At 63.9% G+C, this 19,922-nt stretch carries 13 protein-coding genes; 7 read left to right on the top strand and 6 right to left on the bottom strand.

All coding sequences use genetic code 11. The features are described from left to right. Window positions 1-88: 88 nt before the first annotated feature. The 5 genes from A8V01_RS01490 (at window position 89) to glgX (ending at window position 9,351) form a co-directional block, all read left to right on the top strand. Window positions 89-2,545, top strand: a complete 2,457-nt coding sequence (locus A8V01_RS01490; RefSeq protein ID WP_425437236.1) for a glycogen/starch/alpha-glucan phosphorylase — start codon at window positions 89-91, stop codon at window positions 2,543-2,545. Then, on the top strand, window positions 2,542-4,725 hold the full coding sequence (gene glgB, locus A8V01_RS01485) for a 1,4-alpha-glucan branching protein GlgB (protein ID WP_103094159.1): 2,184 nt from the start codon (window positions 2,542-2,544) through the stop codon (window positions 4,723-4,725). Before A8V01_RS01490 ends, glgB begins: the two co-directional genes overlap by 4 nt. A gap of 81 nt (window positions 4,726-4,806) precedes the next feature. Further along, window positions 4,807-6,069: a glucose-1-phosphate adenylyltransferase gene (glgC, locus tag A8V01_RS01480; RefSeq protein ID WP_103094158.1), complete on the top strand. Its 1,263-nt coding sequence runs from the start codon at window positions 4,807-4,809 to the stop codon at window positions 6,067-6,069. A 16-nt stretch (window positions 6,070-6,085) separates the two neighbouring features. After that, window positions 6,086-7,552, top strand: a complete 1,467-nt coding sequence (gene glgA / locus A8V01_RS01475; protein WP_103094157.1) for a glycogen synthase GlgA — start codon at window positions 6,086-6,088, stop codon at window positions 7,550-7,552. Continuing rightward, window positions 7,549-9,351, top strand: a complete 1,803-nt coding sequence (glgX, locus tag A8V01_RS01470) for a glycogen debranching protein GlgX (RefSeq protein WP_103094156.1) — start codon at window positions 7,549-7,551, stop codon at window positions 9,349-9,351. Before glgA ends, glgX begins: the two co-directional genes overlap by 4 nt. A 12-nt stretch (window positions 9,352-9,363) precedes the next feature. On the opposite strand, the gene A8V01_RS01465 is transcribed toward glgX, so the two are convergent. From A8V01_RS01465 to A8V01_RS01455, 3 genes are read right to left on the bottom strand one after another with little or no spacing between them, the layout of a single operon-like run. Beyond that, entirely contained in the window at window positions 9,364-10,611 is a 1,248-nt protein-coding gene (locus tag A8V01_RS01465; protein WP_103094155.1) for a TolC family protein, read from the bottom strand. Then, a complete protein-coding gene (locus A8V01_RS01460; protein ID WP_103094154.1) occupies window positions 10,608-13,697 on the bottom strand; it encodes an efflux RND transporter permease subunit in 3,090 nt (1,029 codons plus the stop codon). Before A8V01_RS01460 ends, A8V01_RS01465 begins: the two co-directional genes overlap by 4 nt. 8 nt (window positions 13,698-13,705) lie before the next feature. After that, window positions 13,706-14,797, bottom strand: a complete 1,092-nt coding sequence (locus A8V01_RS01455) for an efflux RND transporter periplasmic adaptor subunit (RefSeq protein WP_170065799.1) — start codon at window positions 14,795-14,797, stop codon at window positions 13,706-13,708. 131 nt (window positions 14,798-14,928) lie between these two features. Here A8V01_RS01455 and A8V01_RS01450 point away from each other — a divergent pair, with 131 nt between their 5' ends. Both A8V01_RS01450 and A8V01_RS01445 read left to right on the top strand, forming a co-directional pair. After that, a complete protein-coding gene (locus A8V01_RS01450; protein ID WP_103094153.1) occupies window positions 14,929-15,600 on the top strand; it encodes a response regulator transcription factor in 672 nt (223 codons plus the stop codon). 10 nt (window positions 15,601-15,610) lie between these two features. Next, complete coding sequence (locus A8V01_RS01445; RefSeq protein WP_170065798.1) at window positions 15,611-16,978, top strand: sensor histidine kinase; 1,368 nt, start codon at window positions 15,611-15,613, stop codon at window positions 16,976-16,978. A gap of 27 nt (window positions 16,979-17,005) precedes the next feature. Here A8V01_RS01445 and A8V01_RS01440 read toward each other — a convergent pair whose 3' ends face one another. The 3 genes from A8V01_RS01440 to A8V01_RS01430 all read right to left on the bottom strand — a co-directional run bounded on the left by A8V01_RS01440 (window position 17,006) and on the right by A8V01_RS01430 (window position 19,915). Continuing rightward, window positions 17,006-18,508, bottom strand: coding sequence for a UvrD-helicase domain-containing protein (locus A8V01_RS01440; RefSeq protein WP_103094151.1), 1,503 nt, complete (start codon window positions 18,506-18,508; stop codon window positions 17,006-17,008). Next, entirely contained in the window at window positions 18,502-18,927 is a 426-nt protein-coding gene (locus A8V01_RS01435) for an Lrp/AsnC family transcriptional regulator (RefSeq protein ID WP_103094150.1), read from the bottom strand. Before A8V01_RS01435 ends, A8V01_RS01440 begins: the two co-directional genes overlap by 7 nt. A gap of 82 nt (window positions 18,928-19,009) precedes the next feature. After that, window positions 19,010-19,915 (bottom strand): alpha/beta hydrolase, encoded by a 906-nt coding sequence (locus A8V01_RS01430; RefSeq protein ID WP_103094149.1) that lies wholly within the window; start codon window positions 19,913-19,915, stop codon window positions 19,010-19,012. Window positions 19,916-19,922: the final 7 nt, after the last annotated feature.

The following is a 19,922-nucleotide window of genomic DNA, read 5'->3' as shown; positions in this document are numbered from 1 at the left end:
GAGGGGCCACGGCTCCGCCCTGCGTTAACCGGCCCGTCCCGTCGAGCCGAATTCGGCGCGTTGGGATGGCCTGCTGAGGAGTGCTCTCGTGGCAAGCGAACCTGTGTCTGGCCCCGTCACCGATATCGAGCCCCCCGTTTCCGAGCCTGCCGCCGTCACGCAGATGAAAAAGGATATCCTGCGCGTTCTTCGACGCCGGATCGGCAAGGATCAGCGCGCGGCCAAGCAGCATGACTGGTACGCATCCTCGATCCTGACGCTGCGCGATCACATCATCGATGCTTGGATCGAATCCACCCAGCGCACGTATGAGACGGGCGGAAAGCGCGTCTATTACCTTTCGATGGAGTTCCTGATCGGGCGCCTGCTGCGCGATGCCCTGTCGAACCTGGGCGTGACGCGCGACATGGAACGCGCGCTGGCATCCTTTGGGCTTGACCTTGCCGAGCTTGAGCAGCTTGAACCTGACGCGGCGCTTGGCAACGGCGGCCTTGGCCGGCTTGCAGCGTGCTTCATGGAAAGCCTGGCGACGCTGGACATCCCGGCTTACGGTTATGGCATCCGCTATGTGAACGGCATGTTCCGCCAGCGCATCGACGACGGCTGGCAGGTCGAACTGCCGGAAACGTGGCTGGCGCACGGCAACCCCTGGGAGTTCGAGCGGCTGGAAAGCACCTACCGCATCGGCTTCGGCGGCGAAGTCGTGGCGCAAGGTGACGGGGTGATGTGGGAACCGGCGGAGGAAGTGGACGCTACCGCCGTTGATACGCCGGTGGTCGGCTGGCGCGGCAAGCGCGTGAATACGCTGCGCCTGTGGACCTCCAACCCGATCGATCCGCTAAAGCTGGATGCCTTCAACGCAGGCGATCACTTCGGCGCGCTGGCGGAGAAGGTACGGGCGGAAAGCCTTGTGCGGGTTCTCTATCCCGCGGACTCCAGCCCGGCGGGACAGGAACTGCGGCTGCGGCAGGAGTATTTCCTTACCGCCGCATCGATCCAGGACATCGTGCGCCGCCATATCCAGTATGAAGGCGATATCCGTACCCTGCCTTCCAAGGCAGCGATCCAGCTGAACGATACGCACCCGTCGGTGGCCGTGGCCGAACTGATGCGCGTGTTTGTCGATCTGGAGGGGCTGGAGTTCAACGAGGCGTGGGAGCTGACCAAGCAGACGATCTCCTACACCAACCACACTCTCCTGCCTGAAGCGCTGGAAACCTGGCCGCTGCCGCTGTTCGAACGCCTGCTGCCGCGTCACATGCAGATCATCTATGCGATCAACAGCCGCGTCCTGCGCGAAGCGCGCAAGGCCGGTTGCACCGATGCGCAGATCGCCGCGATCAGCCTTATCGACGAAAGCGGGGAGCGGCGCGTGCGCATGGCGAACCTGGCGTTCGTGGGTGCGCATTCGATCAATGGCGTGGCAGCGCTGCATACCGAACTGATGAAGGAGACGGTCTTCGCCGATCTCCATGCGCTCTACCCCAATCGGATCAACAACAAGACCAACGGCGTCACTCCGCGTCGCTGGCTGCAGCAGTGCAATCCGGGGCTGACGAAGGTGATCACCGACGCGATCGGCCCGGCGTTCCTCGATGATGCAGGCAAGCTGTCCGATCTCAACCCGCTGGCCGACGATGCGGCGCTGGGTGAGCGTGTGGCCGAGGTCAAGCGGGCGAACAAGGTTGCGCTGGCGGACTACATCAAGAAGACGATGGGCATCCGCCTTGATCCCGATGCGCTGTTCGACGTGCAGATCAAGCGCATCCATGAATACAAGCGCCAGCTGCTCAACCTGATCGAGACGGTGGCGCTGTATGACCAGATTCGCAGCCATCCCGAGCGGGACTGGGTGCCGCGGGTCAAGATCTTCGGCGGCAAGGCAGCGCCCAGCTATCATAACGCCAAGCTGATCATCAAGCTGGCCAACGATATCGCCCGGCGCGTCAACTCCGACCCCTCGGTCGGCGGGCTGCTCAAGGTGGTTTACGTGCCCAATTACAATGTCAGCCTGGCTGAGCGGATCATCCCTGCTGCCGACCTGTCCGAGCAGATTTCGACCGCCGGGATGGAGGCTTCGGGCACCGGCAACATGAAGTTCGCGCTCAACGGGGCGCTGACGATCGGTACGCTTGACGGCGCCAACGTCGAGATCAAGGAGCATGTGGGGGACGAGAACATCGTCATCTTCGGCCTCACGGCAGAGGAAGTCGCCGCCAAGCGGGCTGCGGGTTACAATCCGCGCGCGATCATCGAGGAATCGCGCGAACTGGGGCAGGCCCTGTCCGCCATCGCTTCAGGCGTGTTCTCGCACGATGACCCGCACCGCTACGAGGGGCTGGTGAACGGCATCTACGACCATGACTGGTTCATGTGCGCTGCCGATTTCGACGCCTATACCGCCGCCCAGCGCGAGGTTGATCGCCGGTGGGAGGACGTAGCCGGATGGCGCGCGTCGGCGATCAGGAACATCGCCAACGTCGGATGGTTCTCCTCGGACCGGACCATCTCCGAGTACGCCAAGGATATCTGGAAAGTTCTGTGAAGCCATCGGAAAGCGCTCTCGAATCCCTTCTTCAAGGCACTAACGCAGACCCGTTCTCGCTTCTTGGAACCCATGCCGGACCGGGCGGGACGCACTTGCGGGCGATCCTTCCCGGCGCCGAGGAAGTCGAGGCGTTCAGCCTCGACGGCCATTGGCTGGGCAAGCTTGAAAAGGTGGACGAGCGCTTCCTGTTCGAAGGACGGCTGCGCATCAAGCCGCAGCCGATCCGCTATCGCTGCACCGCACGCGGACATGACTGGCTGGTCACCGATCCCTACACGTTCGGCCCGGTGCTTGGCCCGGTGGACGACCTGCTGATCGCGCAGGGCACGCATTATCGCCTGTTCGACAAGCTGGGTGCGCACCTGATCGAGCATGAAGGCGCGCAGGGCGTCCACTTTGCGGTCTGGGCGCCCAATGCCCGGCAGGTCAGCGTGGTTGGCGATTTCAACGACTGGGACGCCAAGCGCCACGTCATGCGCAGCCGTGCCGATATCGGCGTGTGGGAAATCTTCATCCCCGACATTGGCGATTATCGCGCCTACAAGTACCATATTGTTGGTGTCGACGGCGCGGTGCAGCCGCTCAAGGCCGATCCTTTCGCCTTCATGTCGGAAATCCGGCCGGACAATGCCTCGGTCACCGCCGTACCGGCCAAGCTCGACTGGGGAGACAAGGCGCACCGCGATCACTGGGCTTCGATCGATGCGCGCACGGTGCCGGTTTCGATCTACGAGGTTCACGCCGGATCGTGGAAGCGCGACCGCTGGAACTGGTTCCTCGACTGGGATGCGCTGGCGGACGAACTGATCCCCTACGTGGTCGAGATGGGCTTCACCCATATCGAATTCCTGCCGATCAGCGAACATCCGTATGATCCTTCATGGGGCTATCAGGCGACCGGCCTCTACGCCCCGTCATCGCGCTTTGGAGAGCCCGCAGGGTTCGCCCGCTTCATCGACGGCGCGCACCGTGCGGGCATCGGCGTGATCCTTGACTGGGTGCCCGCCCATTTTCCCACCGACGAGCATGGCCTTGTCCGTTTCGACGGTACGGCGTTGTACGAACATGCCGACCCCAGGCAGGGCTTCCAGCCTGACTGGAACACACTGATCTACAACTTCGGCCGCCGTGAAGTGGCCAGCTTCCTGCTCAACAATGCGCTGTTCTGGGCTGAACGCTACCATGTGGACGGGCTGCGCGTGGATGCGGTGGCATCGATGTTGTACCGCGATTACTCACGCAAGGCGGGTGAGTGGATACCCAATCAGGAAGGCGGGCGCGAAAACTGGGAGGCGGTTGAATTCCTGCGCGAAGTCAACCGCGCGGTCTACCGCGAAAACCCCGGCTTCATGACCATCGCCGAGGAATCGACTGCCTGGCCCGGCGTTACCCAACCCGCCTACGACGGCGATGGCAAGGGGCACGAAACGGCGCTGGGTTTCGGTTTCAAGTGGAACATGGGCTTCATGCACGACACGCTGCGCTACATGTCGCGCGACGCGGTGCATCGCAAGTACCACCACGAGGATTTGACCTTCGGGCTGATGTACGCTTTCTCGGAAAACTACGTCCTGCCGCTCAGCCATGACGAAGTGGTGCACGGCAAGGGATCGCTGCTGAACAAGATGAGCGGCGACGACTGGCAGAAATTCGCCAACTTGCGCGCCTATTACGCTTTCATGTGGGGCTATCCGGGCAAGAAGCTGCTGTTCATGGGGCAGGAGTTCGCCCAGCGCCGCGAATGGAGCGAGGATCGCGCGCTGGACTGGGACTTGCGGGCGGCCCCGGCGCACGAAGGCGTGCGAAACCTCGTCCGCGACCTGAACCGTCTCTATCGCACGAAGCCCGCGCTTCATGCCGGGGACTGCGACGGCGAAGGGTTTGAATGGCTGATAGTGGACGATAAGGAAAACTGCGTCTTCGCCTGGTTGCGCAAGGCGCCGGGGGTGCCGAATTCCAGGCCGGTTGCGGTGATCTCCAATATGACGCCCACCATGCGCACGGGATACCGCGTGCCCCTGCCGCTGGACGGCAAGTGGAGCGAGATCCTGAACAGCGATTCGGTTCACTACGGCGGCACCGGCAAAGGCAACCTTGGGCAGGTGAAGGCGTTGCACGGCGAGGCGACGGTTACGCTGCCGCCGCTGGCAACGATCATGCTCGAATATACCGGGTAACGCCGGACACATTGTACCGTCTGCCCTGACAGGGAAAGGCGGCGCGAACACTAACAACTTGAAATAATGGAGAGATACCCAATGAGACCAGCTTCCGGCTCGCCGCTCGCGCGCGATGCCATGGCCTATGTTCTGGCCGGCGGACGAGGCAGCCGCCTGAGGGAGCTGACCGACAACCGCGCGAAGCCCGCCGTCTACTTCGGCGGCAAGGCGCGGATCATCGACTTCGCGCTCTCCAATGCCATCAATTCGGGCATCCGCCGCATCGGTGTAGCCACGCAATACAAGGCGCATAGCCTGATCCGCCACATGCAGCGCGCGTGGAACTTCATGCGGCCCGAGCGTAACGAGAGCTTCGATATCCTGCCCGCCAGTCAGCGCATCTCCGAGCTGCTGTGGTATGAAGGCACGGCCGACGCGGTCTATCAGAACATCGATATCATCGCGGTCCACGATCCAAAGTACATGGTGATCCTTGCGGGCGACCACGTCTACAAGATGGACTATGAGCTGATGCTGCAGCAGCACGTCAATTCGGGCGCGGATGTGACCGTGGGGTGCCTTGTGGTGCCGCGCATGGAGGCGACGGCCTTTGGCGTCATGCATGTCGACGACAAGGACCGCATCACCGCCTTTGTCGAGAAGCCCGCCGATCCGCCGGGCATTCCGGGGCAGGAGGACATGGCACTTGCCTCCATGGGCATCTATGTCTTCAACACCGATTTCCTGTTCGAACAGCTGCGCCGTGATGCCGCCGATCCCGACAGCAAGCGGGACTTCGGGGGGGACATCATCCCCTACATCGTCAAGCACGGCAAGGCGCAGGCCCATCGCTTCACTGACAGCTGCATCCGCGCCGCAGAAGAGATCGAGGAATACTGGCGCGATGCAGGCACACTGGACGCTTACTTCGATGCCAATCTCGACCTCACCGATACGGTGCCCAAGCTGGACATGTACGATCGCGAATGGCCGATCTGGTCGGACTCGGTTGTCGCCGCGCCCGCCAAGTTCGTGCACGACGAGGACGGCCGCCGGGGCCATGCGATTTCCTCGCTGATCTCCAACGACTGCATCGTTTCGGGCGCGCTGGCGAAGCGATCGCTGCTGATGACGGGTGTAAAGATGGGCAGCTTCTCCAGCGTGGAGGAGGGCGTGATCCTGCCGTACTGCAACATCGGTCGCAGCGCCCGGCTGAAGCGCGTGATCATCGATTCGGGCGTCCGCATCCCGGAAGGTCTGGTCGTGGGCGAGGATCCCGAACTGGACGGCCGCCGTTTCCGCCGCACCGAAAACGGTGTGTGCCTGATCACCAAGCCGATGATAGACCGGCTCGATCTGTGAAGAGGTCCGGGGCTGTATCGTCATGAAGGTTCTTTCGGTCGCATCCGAAGCGGTGCCGCTGGTTAAGACGGGGGGGCTGGCCGACGTGGTCGGCGCTCTTCCCGGCGCGCTGGCGCCACATGGGGTGGAAATGACCACGCTGCTGCCGGGCTATCCCTCGGTGCTGGCGGCGCTCGGGGGGCGGCGGGCAAAAGTGCTGCACACATGGGATGCCCTGCTGGGCACCCCGGCGCGTCTGCTTGCGGGCACGCTGCCTGACGGTCATCCGCTATTGGTGCTCGATGCGCCGGCGCTCTACGCGCGGGAAGGTGCGCCTTATACCGACGCGGCCGGGATCGACTGGGCCGACAACTGGCAACGCTTCGCGGCGCTGGGAAAAGCGGCTGCCGACATCGCGGGCGGGGCGATCCTCAAGCGGGGCAAGCCGCAGGGCTTCGATCTGGTCCATGCCCATGACTGGCAGGCGGCCATGGCGCCCGCATACCTGCGCTATGTGCCGTTAGGTGCCGCTCGGTGCCGTTCGGTCATCACCATCCACAACATGGCCTTTCAGGGCTGGTTCGCCCCTGAAGTCTTTGATCGCATTGAACTTCCGCAAAGCGCCTGGGCGCTGGACGGGGTGGAATACCATGGCGGGCTGGGGATGCTGAAGGCGGGGCTCTCAAGCGCCGATGCGATCACTACGGTCAGCCCGACATATGCCCGCGAAATCCGTTCGAGCGCCTTCGGGATGGGGCTTGAAGGACTGATCGTGGAGCGTGGCGCGGCTGTCCATGGGATACTCAACGGCATTGACGCAAACGTGTGGAATCCGGCCTCCGACACGGCTTTGGCGGCACCCTATAGCCACCGCACGCTGGAAAAGCGCCGCGCTGGCAAACGTGCTCTGGAGGCCGAATTCGGCCTTGATGAAGGCGATGGACCGATCTTCATCGTCGTGTCCCGCCTTACCTGGCAAAAGGGCATGGATGTGCTGCCCGAAGTGCTCGACCACCTCGTCGGAAGCGGCGGAAGACTGGCACTTCTCGGCTCCGGCGATGCCGCTCTGGAGCGCGCGCTGATCGACGGCGCGGCACGCTATCCCGGCCGCATCGGCATCCGGATCGACTATGATGAGGGACTGTCCCACCGCATGCAGGCGGGCGGTGATGCGATCCTGATCCCCTCGCGGTTCGAGCCTTGCGGCCTGACTCAGCTTTACGGTCTTGCCTATGGCTGCGTTCCGGTCGTGGCGCGTACCGGGGGGCTTGCGGATACCGTGATTGACGCGAATCCGGCCGCTCTGGCAGCAGGTTGCGCCACCGGCATCCAGTTTGACGGCGTAAATTACGACGCGCTGGCCGCAGCCATCACTCGCACCGTCCAGCTTCATGCTCAGCCGGAAATCTGGGAACGCATTCAGAAGAACGGGATGAAAAGCGACTTTTCGTGGGAGGCCAGCGGCAAAGCCTATGCCGATCTCTACGCGACGCTGACCGCATGACGACGCCAGGCGCACGGGCAGAGGCGGGCACTACCCGTTTCACCGTGCGCTCGCCCCGTGCAGAGGCGGTATGGCTATGTCTGTTCGCGGGCGAGGCGGAAACGCGCCATGCGATGGAGCGCAGCGGCTCCGATTGGACGATCACGTTACCGGGAGACCTCTCCGGTACGCTCTATGGCTATCGGGCGGCGGGGCCATGGGCGCCTGAGGAGGGATGCTGGTTCGACCCGGCCAAGCTGCTGGTCGATCCTTATGCGGTCGAACTGGACCGCCGTTTCGTTCAGAGTCCGCTTCTGGCGACGTTCGGAGAGGACACCGGCGGTATCGTTCCGCGCGCGGTGGTGCCTGCTCCATTGGCGCCGCTTCCGCCTGAACAGCCACGATTTGCGCGGGGCGGCCTTGTCTACGAACTCAACGTGCGCGGTTTTACGATGCTGCATCCCGACGTCCCCGAGGCGCTGCGCGGCACCGTGGCCGCACTCGCGCATCCGGCGGTGCTTGCGCATCTTTCCCGGCTGAACGTCACTGCAGTGGAACTGATGCCCATCGTGGCGTGGGTCGATGAGCGGCACCTGCCGCCGCTTGGCCTCGTTAATTCGTGGGGATACAATCCGGTGGCGATGATGGCGCTGGATCCGGGGCTCTGTCCGGGGGGCGTGGCGGAATTGCGCCGCACGGTGGAGGCGCTCCACGCGGCGGGGATCGGGGTCGTGCTCGACCTCGTCTTCAACCATTCGGGCGAGAGTGACGTGCATGGCGGCATCCTGTCCCTGCGCGGGCTGGACGACGCGATGTATGCGCGGGCGCCTGAGCCTGACGGCCGCCTGATCAACGACACCGGCTGCGGAAACACGCTGGATTTCGCCAATCCGGCGGTGCGGCGGCTGGCGATCGACACGATGCGGCATTTCGTTACGCATTGCGGCGTGGACGGCTTCCGCTTCGACCTTGCACCGATCCTGGCGCGCGGACCCGGCTTCGACCCTGCCGCGCCCATCTTCGCAGAAATCGGCGCCGATCCGTTGCTGGCGGACAGGGTGCTGATCGCCGAACCCTGGGATATCGGGCCGGGCGGATACCAACTGGGTGCCTTTCCGCCAAACTGGCTGGAATGGAACGACCGCTTTCGCGACGACGTTCGCCGGTTCTGGAAGGGTGACGGCAGCATCGGAGTGCTGGCCACGCGGCTTGCCGGATCGACAGACATATTCGGTCCGCAACGGGTGGGGGAGGGGTGCCGTTCGATCAATTTCATCGCCGCTCACGATGGCTTCACGCTGGCGGACATGGTGGCCTACGCAGAGCGGCACAATTGGGCGAACGGCGAGAACAACCGGGACGGACATGGCGAAAACTTCAGCTGGAACAACGGCGTGGAAGGGCCGAGTAACGATGCAGCGATAATCGCGGCCCGTCGCCGGGACCTGAAGGCGTTGCTGGGTACGCTGTTCGCTTCTGCAGGTACGATCATGCTGACCGCTGGGGATGAGTTCGGCCGGACGCAGCAAGGCAACAACAACGCATACTGTCAGGACAACGCGATCGGCTGGGTGGACTGGAACGCGCGCGACCTTGCTTTGGAAGAGCATGTGATCGCCCTGTCCGCTGCAAGGGCGGGCAATCTGCGCACCTTCGCGCAATTTCCGGACCCCGTGGTCTGGCAGTCACGCGACGGCAAGGCGATGACAGTCGAGGATTGGGAACGCCCCGGTGCGGACTGGCTACGCTGTAGCGCGCCCGGCACCGGGTTTGGCTTCACAATCGACCGCGCGGAGCGAAGCGTGAATATCGATAGCTGAGCGCGCCGGCCGTCATTGCACGCCGCTGCGCGCAAGGTTCAGGCGCAGCCTTGCTTCCGCCAGCTTGCCCGACAGATCGATCCGCGTGGCAAGGTTGTCGAAGCGCGAACGTGTGGCGTCGATCAGTTCGATTACCGAGCCGCCACCCAGTCTGTAGGAATCTTCCGCCATGCGCCCCAGCGCGCCCAGTTTTCCGCCGATCCTACGGTTGAACATATCGAACGCGGCGGCGCGGGTTTCCACCAGCGCGGCATAGCGGTCGATCTCTGCCATAGCGTTGGCCCTGGCAATTTCGGTGCGCAGCTCGGCAGCGCGCGCTTCTGCCTCGGCCTTGCGCACCGCCCCGTTACGGCGATCGAACAGCGGCACTTCCAGCGTCACCCCTGCGGAGTACGTTGCGCCGAACGGGCCTGTCGTCCAGAAGCGGCCACCGTTTACAGACACCTCTGGGAAACGCTCGCGCCTTGCGGTGACTACGTCTGCCTGCGCGGCCTGCTGTTCGTCGTGCGCAGCGAGGACGGCGGGCAAGGCATTCGCGGATTGAGCAGGGCTGGCGGCGGGAGCGGACAATGCGTCGATCGTGCCCGCCGCCGTCGGTCGCCAGTTCGCGACACCAAGGGCGTTGGCAAGATCTGTCCTTGCAGAGATCGCATCCGCTTCGGCTTCGACCAGATCCGCGCGTGCGGATTCGATCTCTACATCGACGCGGGCCACGTCATAATCGCTGGCGACACCTGATTTGCGCCGTCCTGCCACCATACCGCGCAGCCGGTCGAGTTCCGCCATGGCATCTCTGCGCACGCCCACCGTTTCCTGCGCGGCAAGCAATGCGACGAAAGCCGCGCCAGCTTCGTTCATGAACTCAAGCCGGGATACCGCGACGCGCGATCGGGCGGCATCGATCCGGCGATCTGCGGCATTCACCCGCGCCCGGCGCTTGCCGCTAAGGTCGAGCGGCATTTCGATCGTGGCTTCATGGGCGCGGCGACCTTCGTAGTTGGTCAGTTCCGCAGGCTGGTACGATCCCGCATAGGATATCGACGGATTGGGCAGCACGTTCACGCTTTGGCGATCGGCCTCAGCTCCTGCGATTTCCTGCTCCTCGGCAGCGACGCGTGGGCTGGCTGTGCGCGCCAAGTTCAGGACGGTCTGCAGGTCTACCGTTGCGGGCGTTTCCTGCGCTGCCGCGGGTGCTTCCTGCGCTGCCGCCAGCGTTGCCAGCAGTATCAGCGGAGCGATGGCAAGGGGACGCAGGCTCATGCGTCGGCCTCCTCTGGGGTCTGGAGTTTGCCGGGGGTAATGTAGCTGTAGAGCACCGGCAGGATGAGCAGTGCGACGATCAGTGTCGTCACCATGCCGCCCACGACGACAAGGGCGAAGGGGCGCTGCGTTTCGCTGCCGATCCCGGTGGAGACCACCATGGGCAGCAGGCCCAGCATCGCCAGCGAAGAGGCCATGAGCACCGGGCGAAGTCTGTCTACCGCCCCTTCAAGCAGCGCAGGCAGCAGGTCCATGCCCTTTCGGCGCCGTTCTTCCGCCGCTGACAGCACCAACACGCCCATCAGCGAAACCTGGCCGAGCAGTGCGATGAAGCCCACCGCAGCGCTGACTGAAAGCGGTACGCCTGCAACCAGCAGGGCAAAGGCACCGCCCGTCAGCGCGAAAGGGATCGTGGCGATGATGGCGATGGCGCTGCGACCACTGTTCATCGCTGCATAGAGCAGGCACAGCACCAGCAGCAGCGCCACCGGGACGACCACCTGCAGGCGCTTCGCCGCGCGCTGCTGGTTCTCGAACTCTCCGCCCCAGACGAAGTAGCTGCCCTCGGGCGGCTTGACCTTGGCGTTCACGGCGGCGATCGCATCGTTCACGGTTGATCCCATGTCGCGGCCCTCGACGTTGAACTTGAGCGCGAGGAAACGGATGTTGCCTTCGCGCACGATCGTGGTTGGGCCGTTTTCGACAGAGATTCTTGCCAGTCGCGCCAGGGGTACGCGTGCGCCGGACGGAGTGGTGATCTGCAACGCGCCGATCTTGTCCGCATCGTCGCGAGAGGGCGAAGGCAGGATCAGCCGGACGGGCACCGGCCGTTCGCCGTCCCAGAATTCGGTGGTGACACGGCCCGCCAGCGCCGTCTCGATGGTGCGTTGCGCATCCTCGACCGACACATCGGCGCGGGCAAGCGCTGCGCGGTCCAGTTGGATCTGCAACTGCGGGCCAAGGGCATCGCGGTAGAGGTCCAGTTCGGTAACGCCCGCGACGGGCCGGATGGCATCGACCGCTTTCAGCAGCGTCTGGCGCATTGCGGTCAGGTCGGTGCCAAAGATCTTGAGCACGACCTTGCCGCGCACCCCGGCCACCGCTTCTTCCACGCTGTCTTTTATCGGCTGGGAGAAGTTGAAGCGCACGCCGGGAATGCCTGCCAGCGAACGGCGCATCTGGTCGACGATCTGGGCTTTGGTCTTGCCGGTGTGCCAGTTTTCCTCGGGCAGCAGGCGCACGAAGGTCTTGACCATGTTGACGCCTTCATTGTCCGTGCCGTCCTCGGGGCGGCCGTGTTCGGAGTGAACATCACGGACTTCGGGAATGCCCCGGATGCGGCGGTGGACTTCCTGAAGGACGTCCTGCGCCTTCTGCATGGCGATGGAGTTGGGCATCTCCACGAAGATCGCGATATCGCCCTCGTCCAGTTCGGGCAGGAATTCGGTGCCGAGACGATTGACCGCAAGCGCCCCGGTCAGCAGCAGCGCGGCCGCACCGACTATGGCGATCATCCGGCGGCGCAGGCTCGTGTCGAGCAGCGAACGATAACGCTCGCGCAGGCTGCCGATCCAGCGCGGCTCGACGATATCGGCGTGCTTGGGCTTGAACATCACTGCGCATAAGGCCGGAACCACCGTCAGCGCGAAGACCAGCGCGCCGGTCAGGGCAAAGGCGTAAGTCAGCGCCAGCGGGCGGAACATGCGCCCTTCCACCGATTCCAGCGTGAACACCGGCAGCAGCGCGGCGATGATGATCAGCATCGAATAGAATGTGGGACGCCCAACATCGATGGCGGATGCGATCACCAACCGAAGGATGGCTTTGCGATCCTGTGGCTTTTCGACCTGGATTGCGTGCATCACCGCCTCGACCAGTACGACCGCGCCATCCACGAGGATGCCGAAATCGATCGCCCCCATCGATATAAGGTTGGCGGGCAGGCCCAGCAGGCTGAGCCCGATGAAAGCGGTAAGCAGCGACAACGGGATCACTACGGAAACCACTGCCGATCCGGTCACGCTGCGCAGGAACAGCCAGACGATGGCGATGACAAGGATGAAGCCGTGCAGCAGGTTGTCCTGCACTGTGCCGATGGTGTGGCCGACAAGTTCGCTGCGGTCGTAGACGGGCACGATCTTCATGCCCTTTGGCAGTATGGTATCGTTCAGCCGCTGGACCTGTTCATGGATGCCATCGAGCACCAGCGACGGGTTTTCGCCCCGGCGCATCAGCACAAGCCCTTCCACAACTTCGCGCTTGTCGTTGTAGGAAACGGAGCCCCGCCGCGGTGTTGGCGCGGTCTGGACGGTGGCCACGTCGCCGATGGTAAGGGCGGTGCCGTCGCGCGCTTTCAGAGGGATGTGCTTGATATCCGCAGGCTTGCTGATCACGCCGATCCCGCGCACCGTCAGCTCCTGATCGCCCGTGCGTAGGAAGCCGCCGCCAACATTGAGATTGGCCTTGTTCAGCGTTTCTTCCAGCGTATCCAGGCTGATCCCGGCGGCGTAGAGCCTGGCCGGATCGGGCTGGACCTGGATTTCCTGCAGATAGCCGCCGAACGGAACCACGTCCGCCACGCCCTGCACCTGACGCAGCATACGCGTGACCGTCCACTGCATTTCCGATCGGATGGCGAAAAGGTCGTGCCGGTCGCTCGTTACGCGAAAGCGGTAGATCTTGCCCAGCGGCGTCGATTCCGGGGCGAGTGACGGGGTGATGCCTTCGGGCAGTTCGGCATCGTTCAGGCGCTGGCCGACGACCATGCGACTGTCGAACGGATCGGCGTCGTCATCGAATACCAGCGTGATGATGGACAGGCCGAACAGGTTCTCGCTGCGCAACAGGGTCATGCGCGGAGTGCCGTTCAGCGCGCGTTCCAGCGGGATCGTGACCTGTCGTTCCACTTCGGCGGCGGCATAGCCGGGCATCTGGGTGATGACCTGGACTTGCGCGTTGGTGACGTCGGGAAAAGCTTCGATCGACAGGTTGTGATAGGCGCGGATGCCGAACACCGCGAGGATTCCGGCAAGCACCAGCACCACTACGCGGCGATGGACCGAAAATTCGATGAGACGCGACAGCATGGAAAAGCTCAGAGCTGCTGGCTGGCGCTGCTGTCGAGCAGCAGGGCGCCGTGGGAAATGATGGTTTCGCCCGCCTTCAGGCCGGAGGAGATGACGATCCGCCCTCCGCGCGATGCGCCGATGGTCACGGGCCGTGCCACGGTCTTGCCTTTGTCGGCCTGCACGTAGACGACGCGCTGGCCGCCCTCCCTGACGAGAACGGCGTCAGTCGGCACGGTGATCGCGCGGGTGGCGGGAAGGCGGACGTCGGCCAGCATTCCTGCAGTCAATCCGGCGGGCTTCCTTGACAGGCGCAGATAAACCGGCACACGGCGCTGTTCGCTGTCGACCAGCGAGCCGATGCCGTCGATGCGGGCGGGAATGGTTTCTCCGGCCAGTACGACTTGCGCTTCCATTCCGGCGCGCAGGCCTATGAGATCGCTCTCCGTCGCGTCGGCAACCACCCATAGCCGGGCCGGATCGCCGATTTCCATGATCGGATCGCCGCCGACATCGGCCATCGATCCCACACTTGCCTTGAGGCTTAGCACAGTGCCGCCGACTGGCGCACGCAGCGTGAAAGTTCCGCCCTTGCCGCCGCCGATAAGCGAGGATGCGCGCGATGCCCGCGCATATTCCGCGCGCGCTTCGCGTGCGGCGGTTTCCGCCCCGAAACGCTCCACTTCGGTGCCGACGCCGCGGCTTACCATCTCGGTCTGGCGGCGCAACATGTCCTCTGCCGCCGCCAGACGCGCGCGCGATTGCGCCACGTCCGAGCGCACCGACGCGACATCCGCACCAACCAGCGTGACCAGCGGAGTGCCGCGCTGGATGACTTCGCCCGGACGCGCTTCTATCGATACGATGCGGGCCGGAACGGGGGTGTCGATGGCAGCCAGCCCCTGCGCCTCGAACGCCACGCGTCCGGGCACCGGCAGGCCGAAGCCGCTGTTGCCCTCGCCCACGCGCTCGGTCTTTACGAAGCCCTGGCGGATCATCTCGCCAAGGCTGAGCGGTGCGTCGGTCTTCTCGACGTCCGGCTGTCCGGAACAGGCGGAAAGACTTGCCGATACGAGCAGCGTGAATAGAAGACGCAGCGTCGGCGTCGAGCGCAATGCCATGCGTAAGGTTCCCCGGCTCTTCGTCTTCGGGTGAAGACGGCCCTGCGGCCGCCGACTATGGCCAAGGGCTGACAAAGTCCTGACTGGTCCCGGAAATTGGCATGAGCCTGGATATTGGCGCGAGGTTGTGAATGCGGTTGCTGCTGGTCGAGGATGACGCGGACTTGCGCGAAACGATCGCGCGTGCGCTGGAACTCGCCGGGCATCGCACCGATGCACTGGCATCGGGGGAAGAGGCCGATGCTGCATTGCGTGGAGGCGGATATGATCTGGTGGTGCTGGACCTTGGTTTGCCGGATATCGACGGGCTGGACCTGCTGCGGCGCGTGCGGGGGCGGCGGGATGCGACACCGATCCTGATCCTGACCGCGCGCGATGCCATCGATGACCGCATCGCGGGTTTGCGCGCCGGGGCGGACGATTATCTGGTCAAACCCTTCGCACTTGGAGAACTGGAAGCGCGGGTGGAGGCGATCCGGCGGCGGCTGTCCGGCACGGTGGTTCGCCTTGCCAACGGGCCGCTCGAATTCGATCCCGAAACGCGCCAGGCTTTCATCGACGGGCGCCTGCTGGACTTGTCCTTGCGCGAAACCGATGTGCTTGAAGCGCTGATCAGCCGGGTCGGTGAAGTGCTGCAAAAGGCGCGTCTGGCCCAGCAGATGAGCAACTGGGATCGCGAAGTGGCCACCAACAGCGTGGAGGTCTACGTCAGCCGCCTGCGCCGCAAGCTGGCGCCTCATGCGGTGAGTATTCGCACGATCCACGGCCTTGGCTATCTGATGGAGCATCACGGCGATGGCTAGGCGGCTCAGCATGCGCAGGCGGTTGCTGGCATGGCTGCTGCCCACGACACTGGCGCTGGCCGCGATCTGGCTGTGGGCGGCCTATGCGATCGTCGTCCACTTCGTGAACGTGGCCTATGACCGTTCGCTGGAAGATTCAGTGGAGACGATCGCGCGGCAGGTGGTGGCCAGCGACAGCGGTTTCTCCGTTGACCTGCCGCCTGCCGCTCGGCAGATGCTGGAATTCGATCGGGTTGATCGCATTCTCTATCAGATGGTGGACGATCAAGGAGTGCGGCATGTCGGTAACGGCGAAGTGCCGGCGCCCGTCACGAGCCAAACCAATTCCCACGGTAATGTCTTCTACGACCTGACGCGGGACGGGCAGCACTTGCGCGCCGTCCAGACGCGGGTGAGCGGTGCAGGCGGGCGCTTCATGCTGGTGCGCGTTGCCGAGACCCGGCAGAAGCGCAACATGCTCTCGCGTGAGGTCATGGCCTACATGGTTGCGCCGCAATCATTGTTCATGGCGGGGATCATCGTGCTGATCTGGATTGGCGTCGGCCGGGGCATCGCGCCGCTGGCGCGGGTTCGCGATGCGATCGCGCGTCTTGATCCCAGCGATCTGCGCCGGATCGACGATCATGCCCTGCCTATGGAACTGCACCAGCAGGTCAGCGTCATGAACGGCCTCATTGCGCGGCTGGCTGCGCTGCTGTCCGCGCAACGACGCTTCATTGCCGATGCCTCGCACCAGTTACGCACGCCGTTGACGAACATCCGCACGCAAGTCGAACTTGCCCTGCGTGCGGGAAGCTATGAAGATATGCGCGCGATGCTGGAGAAAGTCGACGCCGCCAGCAGCAGGCTGGTCAGGCTGACCGGGCAACTGCTGACGCTCAGCCGCATCGAGGCGGGTGCGGACGGATTCGCTCATCGCGCGGACTTCGCCATCGACGCGGTAGTTGCGGACGTAGTGGCATGGTCTATCCCGGCGGCATTGAAGAAGGGGATCGAGATCGGGTTCGATGCGCCGCCGGATGGTGTTCCGTTCCACGGAGACCAGCACGCGATCGAGCAGTTGATGGCCAATCTTGTCGACAATGCGGTGAATTACACGCCTGCGGGCGGCCGCATCTTCGTGACCGTGGGCAAAACAGGCCAAGGCGTGCAACTGATCGTGCAGGACAATGGACCGGGGTTGGGCGCGGCCGACCGGGAGCGGGTACTGAACCGTTTCGACCGGGGCGCGCAGCCATCGGGAACGGGCAGCGGACTTGGCCTGAGTATCGCGCAGGAGGTCGTCCGGCTTCATCACGGCACTATCCGGCTGGATGAGTCGACGGGCGGTGGACTGAAGGTTGAGGTGCGACTTCCTTTGACCGTTGTGCCGCAGTGACACTGCGGCCTTGCTGTGCGCGGATCATCAGCAGAGGGCGTCGAACAACTTGGGCGCCAGATAAAGCCGGTTGGTTGCACGCGTGCAGGCGACGTAGAGCAGGTTGACCTGCTGGTCGGCTTCGGTCGTCCACTTCGCGTCCTTCTGCCGCCGCGCGACGAGGTCTGCCGGGTCATCGAAATCGTCGAGAACGACGACGGTGTCGAATTCCCGCCCCTTCGCCTTGTGTGCGGTAGAGATGATCAGCCCTGCATCTGCCTCGCGCTCGCGGTGAAGATGGCCAAGCCTGGTGAGGATATCGGGCAGCCGTTCGCCGTGGCGCTCCACGATGTCGAGCAGCCGCCGGGCTTCGCCGTCGCCACGTCCGGCAGCGTGTTCGAACAATGCCCAGGACGTGAAACGGGCGACGCCGGGATCGGTGATGTGGTGGTGGCGACGCTGGCGTAGCGCCAGGGCCGAAGACAACTGGCGATGAAGGTCCGAGATACCGCCGATCAGGTGAAATGGCTTGTCGATAGCTGCCAGACTCTCGAAAAGGCGGGCATTGGTGCGGGCGAGGATCGCAGTCCCCGGACGCGGTTGCAGTCTGCCGCCATAGCGCACGATTTCGGTTTCCTGCCGGGGGTTACCGTGCAGGCGGTGGCGCGGCGGCTTGGAACTGTGCCGCAGGATCCGGTTGGCGAGTTGCGCGATTTCCGGTCCGAACCGCCAGCTCAGCGTCAATGGCAGTTCGGGCGCATCGAATTGCTGCATCGCGTCCACGGCTCCGCGAAAGCGGTAGATGGACTGATAAGGATCGCCGACCAGGATTGTCGGCAAGCCTGCCTTGCGGGCGATGGAGATCAACACCGGATTGAGGTCCTGTGCCTCGTCAAGCAGCATGTAGGCGAACTGCCCCTCGATCCGATGCCACAGTTCGAAGGATTTCAGATACGTGTCGTGCGTGATCGGAAGGTCGTGGCGTTCGAATTTGAGCAGGCTTTTGACGATGTCACGCGTCATTTCGCGCACCGCGATGCGTTGTGATTTGACCACAAGGTCGCAATGATCGGGCCGGATCTTGGAGCCGGCGTCGATCAGGAAGCTGTCGATCGTGCGCAGGATTGCAGCACGCACTTGCCAGTCACTCATTCCCGGCACCGGATGGATCATCCGATCGAATGCGCGCAGGTGTTCATGGCGATAGCGCGGGATCAGTTCTGCGTTGCGCTGTCCGACCTTGAGCGCGCGATGGGCGAAGCTGTGCGCCGTGCGCGTTTCGATGATGGGTGGGAACCTGCGCCCCGCTTCGTCGGCAATTGCCCGGTTGAAGGCCAGATAAAGCGCGGTTGCCGGCCAGCGACGACTATACTGGACCAGCGTGGAGGTTTTGCCGCATCCGGCACCGGCGACGACCTTGATCGTGCCGGATGGGGACCGGTCCAGGATTGCCTGTTGCTCAGCGGTGGGCGTCATCGGGGCGTGATTGCGGCGCAGGCCATGCGCGTCAAGGCGTCTTCCTGCGCGGCCGCCCCAGATCGGTGTCAGCACAGGGATTGCAGCAGGATGCTGGTTTCGCTGTTCAACACACCTTCGATCGAGCGCAGTTCGCGCAATATCCGGTCAAATTCGGGCAGGTCGCCGGCCTCGATTTCGGCGATGAGATCCCAGGCGCCGTTGGTGGTGTGGAGCGAGCGGGTTTCGGGAATGCCACGCATCGAGCGGATCACCGCTGCCGTCGAGTGCCCCTCGACTTCTATAAGCGCGATGGCGCGAATGCGTTTTTCCGTATTCCCGTGCGTGCGTAGGGTGAAGCCCAGGATCGTGCCGGACTTAACCAGCCGGTCGAGCCGTGATTGCACCGTCGCGCGCGATACTCCCAGTGTCTGCGCCAGCTTTGACACGGATGCCCGTCCGTCTTCCCGAAGAAGCGAGATCAGTCGACGATCAAGGCTGTCGAGTTCGGTCAGGCGAGGGGTCCTGCGTCGATACTGTCATGGCGCGGTTTAATCGCGCCGTCTTTGGCGTGTGACAGGTGAAGGGCTGGCCGGCTCAGGGCGATCCGGCGGCCCAGCGCAGCGCTGTGGTGACTGATCGGCTGGGGACGGTGATGTGGGTTTCGCCCTTGAAGATTTCCGCCCGGCTGCGCAGGCCGTAAGTCGACAAGGGCTTGAGCCGGTCGGCCAATGCCTCTGCGTCATGGACGATTTCGGTCCGTTCTTCGCGATCACCCGCAAGCAACAGTATCCGGGCCATGCGCTGCGGAGCGCGGCCTTGTGTCAGGCGTAATGCGAAGGTGCGTTCCTGGGTGAGAATTTCCTGATCGTTCCACCACTGAGACGGGCTTGCCGCTATCACGGCATCGAACGCGTCCGGGTGGGAATAGAGCGTGTGCAAAGCGAAATAGCCTGCCAGCGAATGCCCGTAGAGCGCCTGACGGTTGGCATCGACCTTGTAGCGGCGCGCGATCTCCGGCCGGATACTGCGCAGCAGGAAGGCAAGGAATGCGTCGCGCCCGCCCGTCTTGAACTTGGCCAGCGATTGTTGGACGGGGGGAAGCTGGGGCAGGTTGGGCGGCGTGAAGTCGTAGAGGCGGCGTGCACCCTCGTATGCGCGGTCGGTGGGATACCCTATGCCTACAACGATCGTCCCGCCCGGACCCGGATCACTGGATGGTTCAGCGCCGATGCGTTCCTGCACTCGCCGCGCCTCTGCGAAGCTTGCGAACATGGCGTTACCGTCCAGCACATACAGCACTGGAAAGCCGTTCGCCGGAGCAGGCCCTTCGGGAGCGGAGACGAAGATGCGATAGGGCTCGCCCTGGCTGTTACGCATCTCGAAAACCTGCGTGCCCGGAAGGGTGTAACCCGATGCTTCCGGGGCGGCGTCCGCGCCGGTAGCTGTTGCAGGCGTCAGGGCAAGAAGTGATGCGGCGGCCGACAACAGAGCGGGGAGCATGGGCAAA

Source organism: Novosphingobium guangzhouense, assembly GCF_002896965.1.
GTDB classification, from domain to species: Bacteria; Pseudomonadota; Alphaproteobacteria; order Sphingomonadales; family Sphingomonadaceae; genus Novosphingobium; species Novosphingobium guangzhouense.
This window is presented reverse-complemented; position numbering and strand designations above follow the sequence as displayed.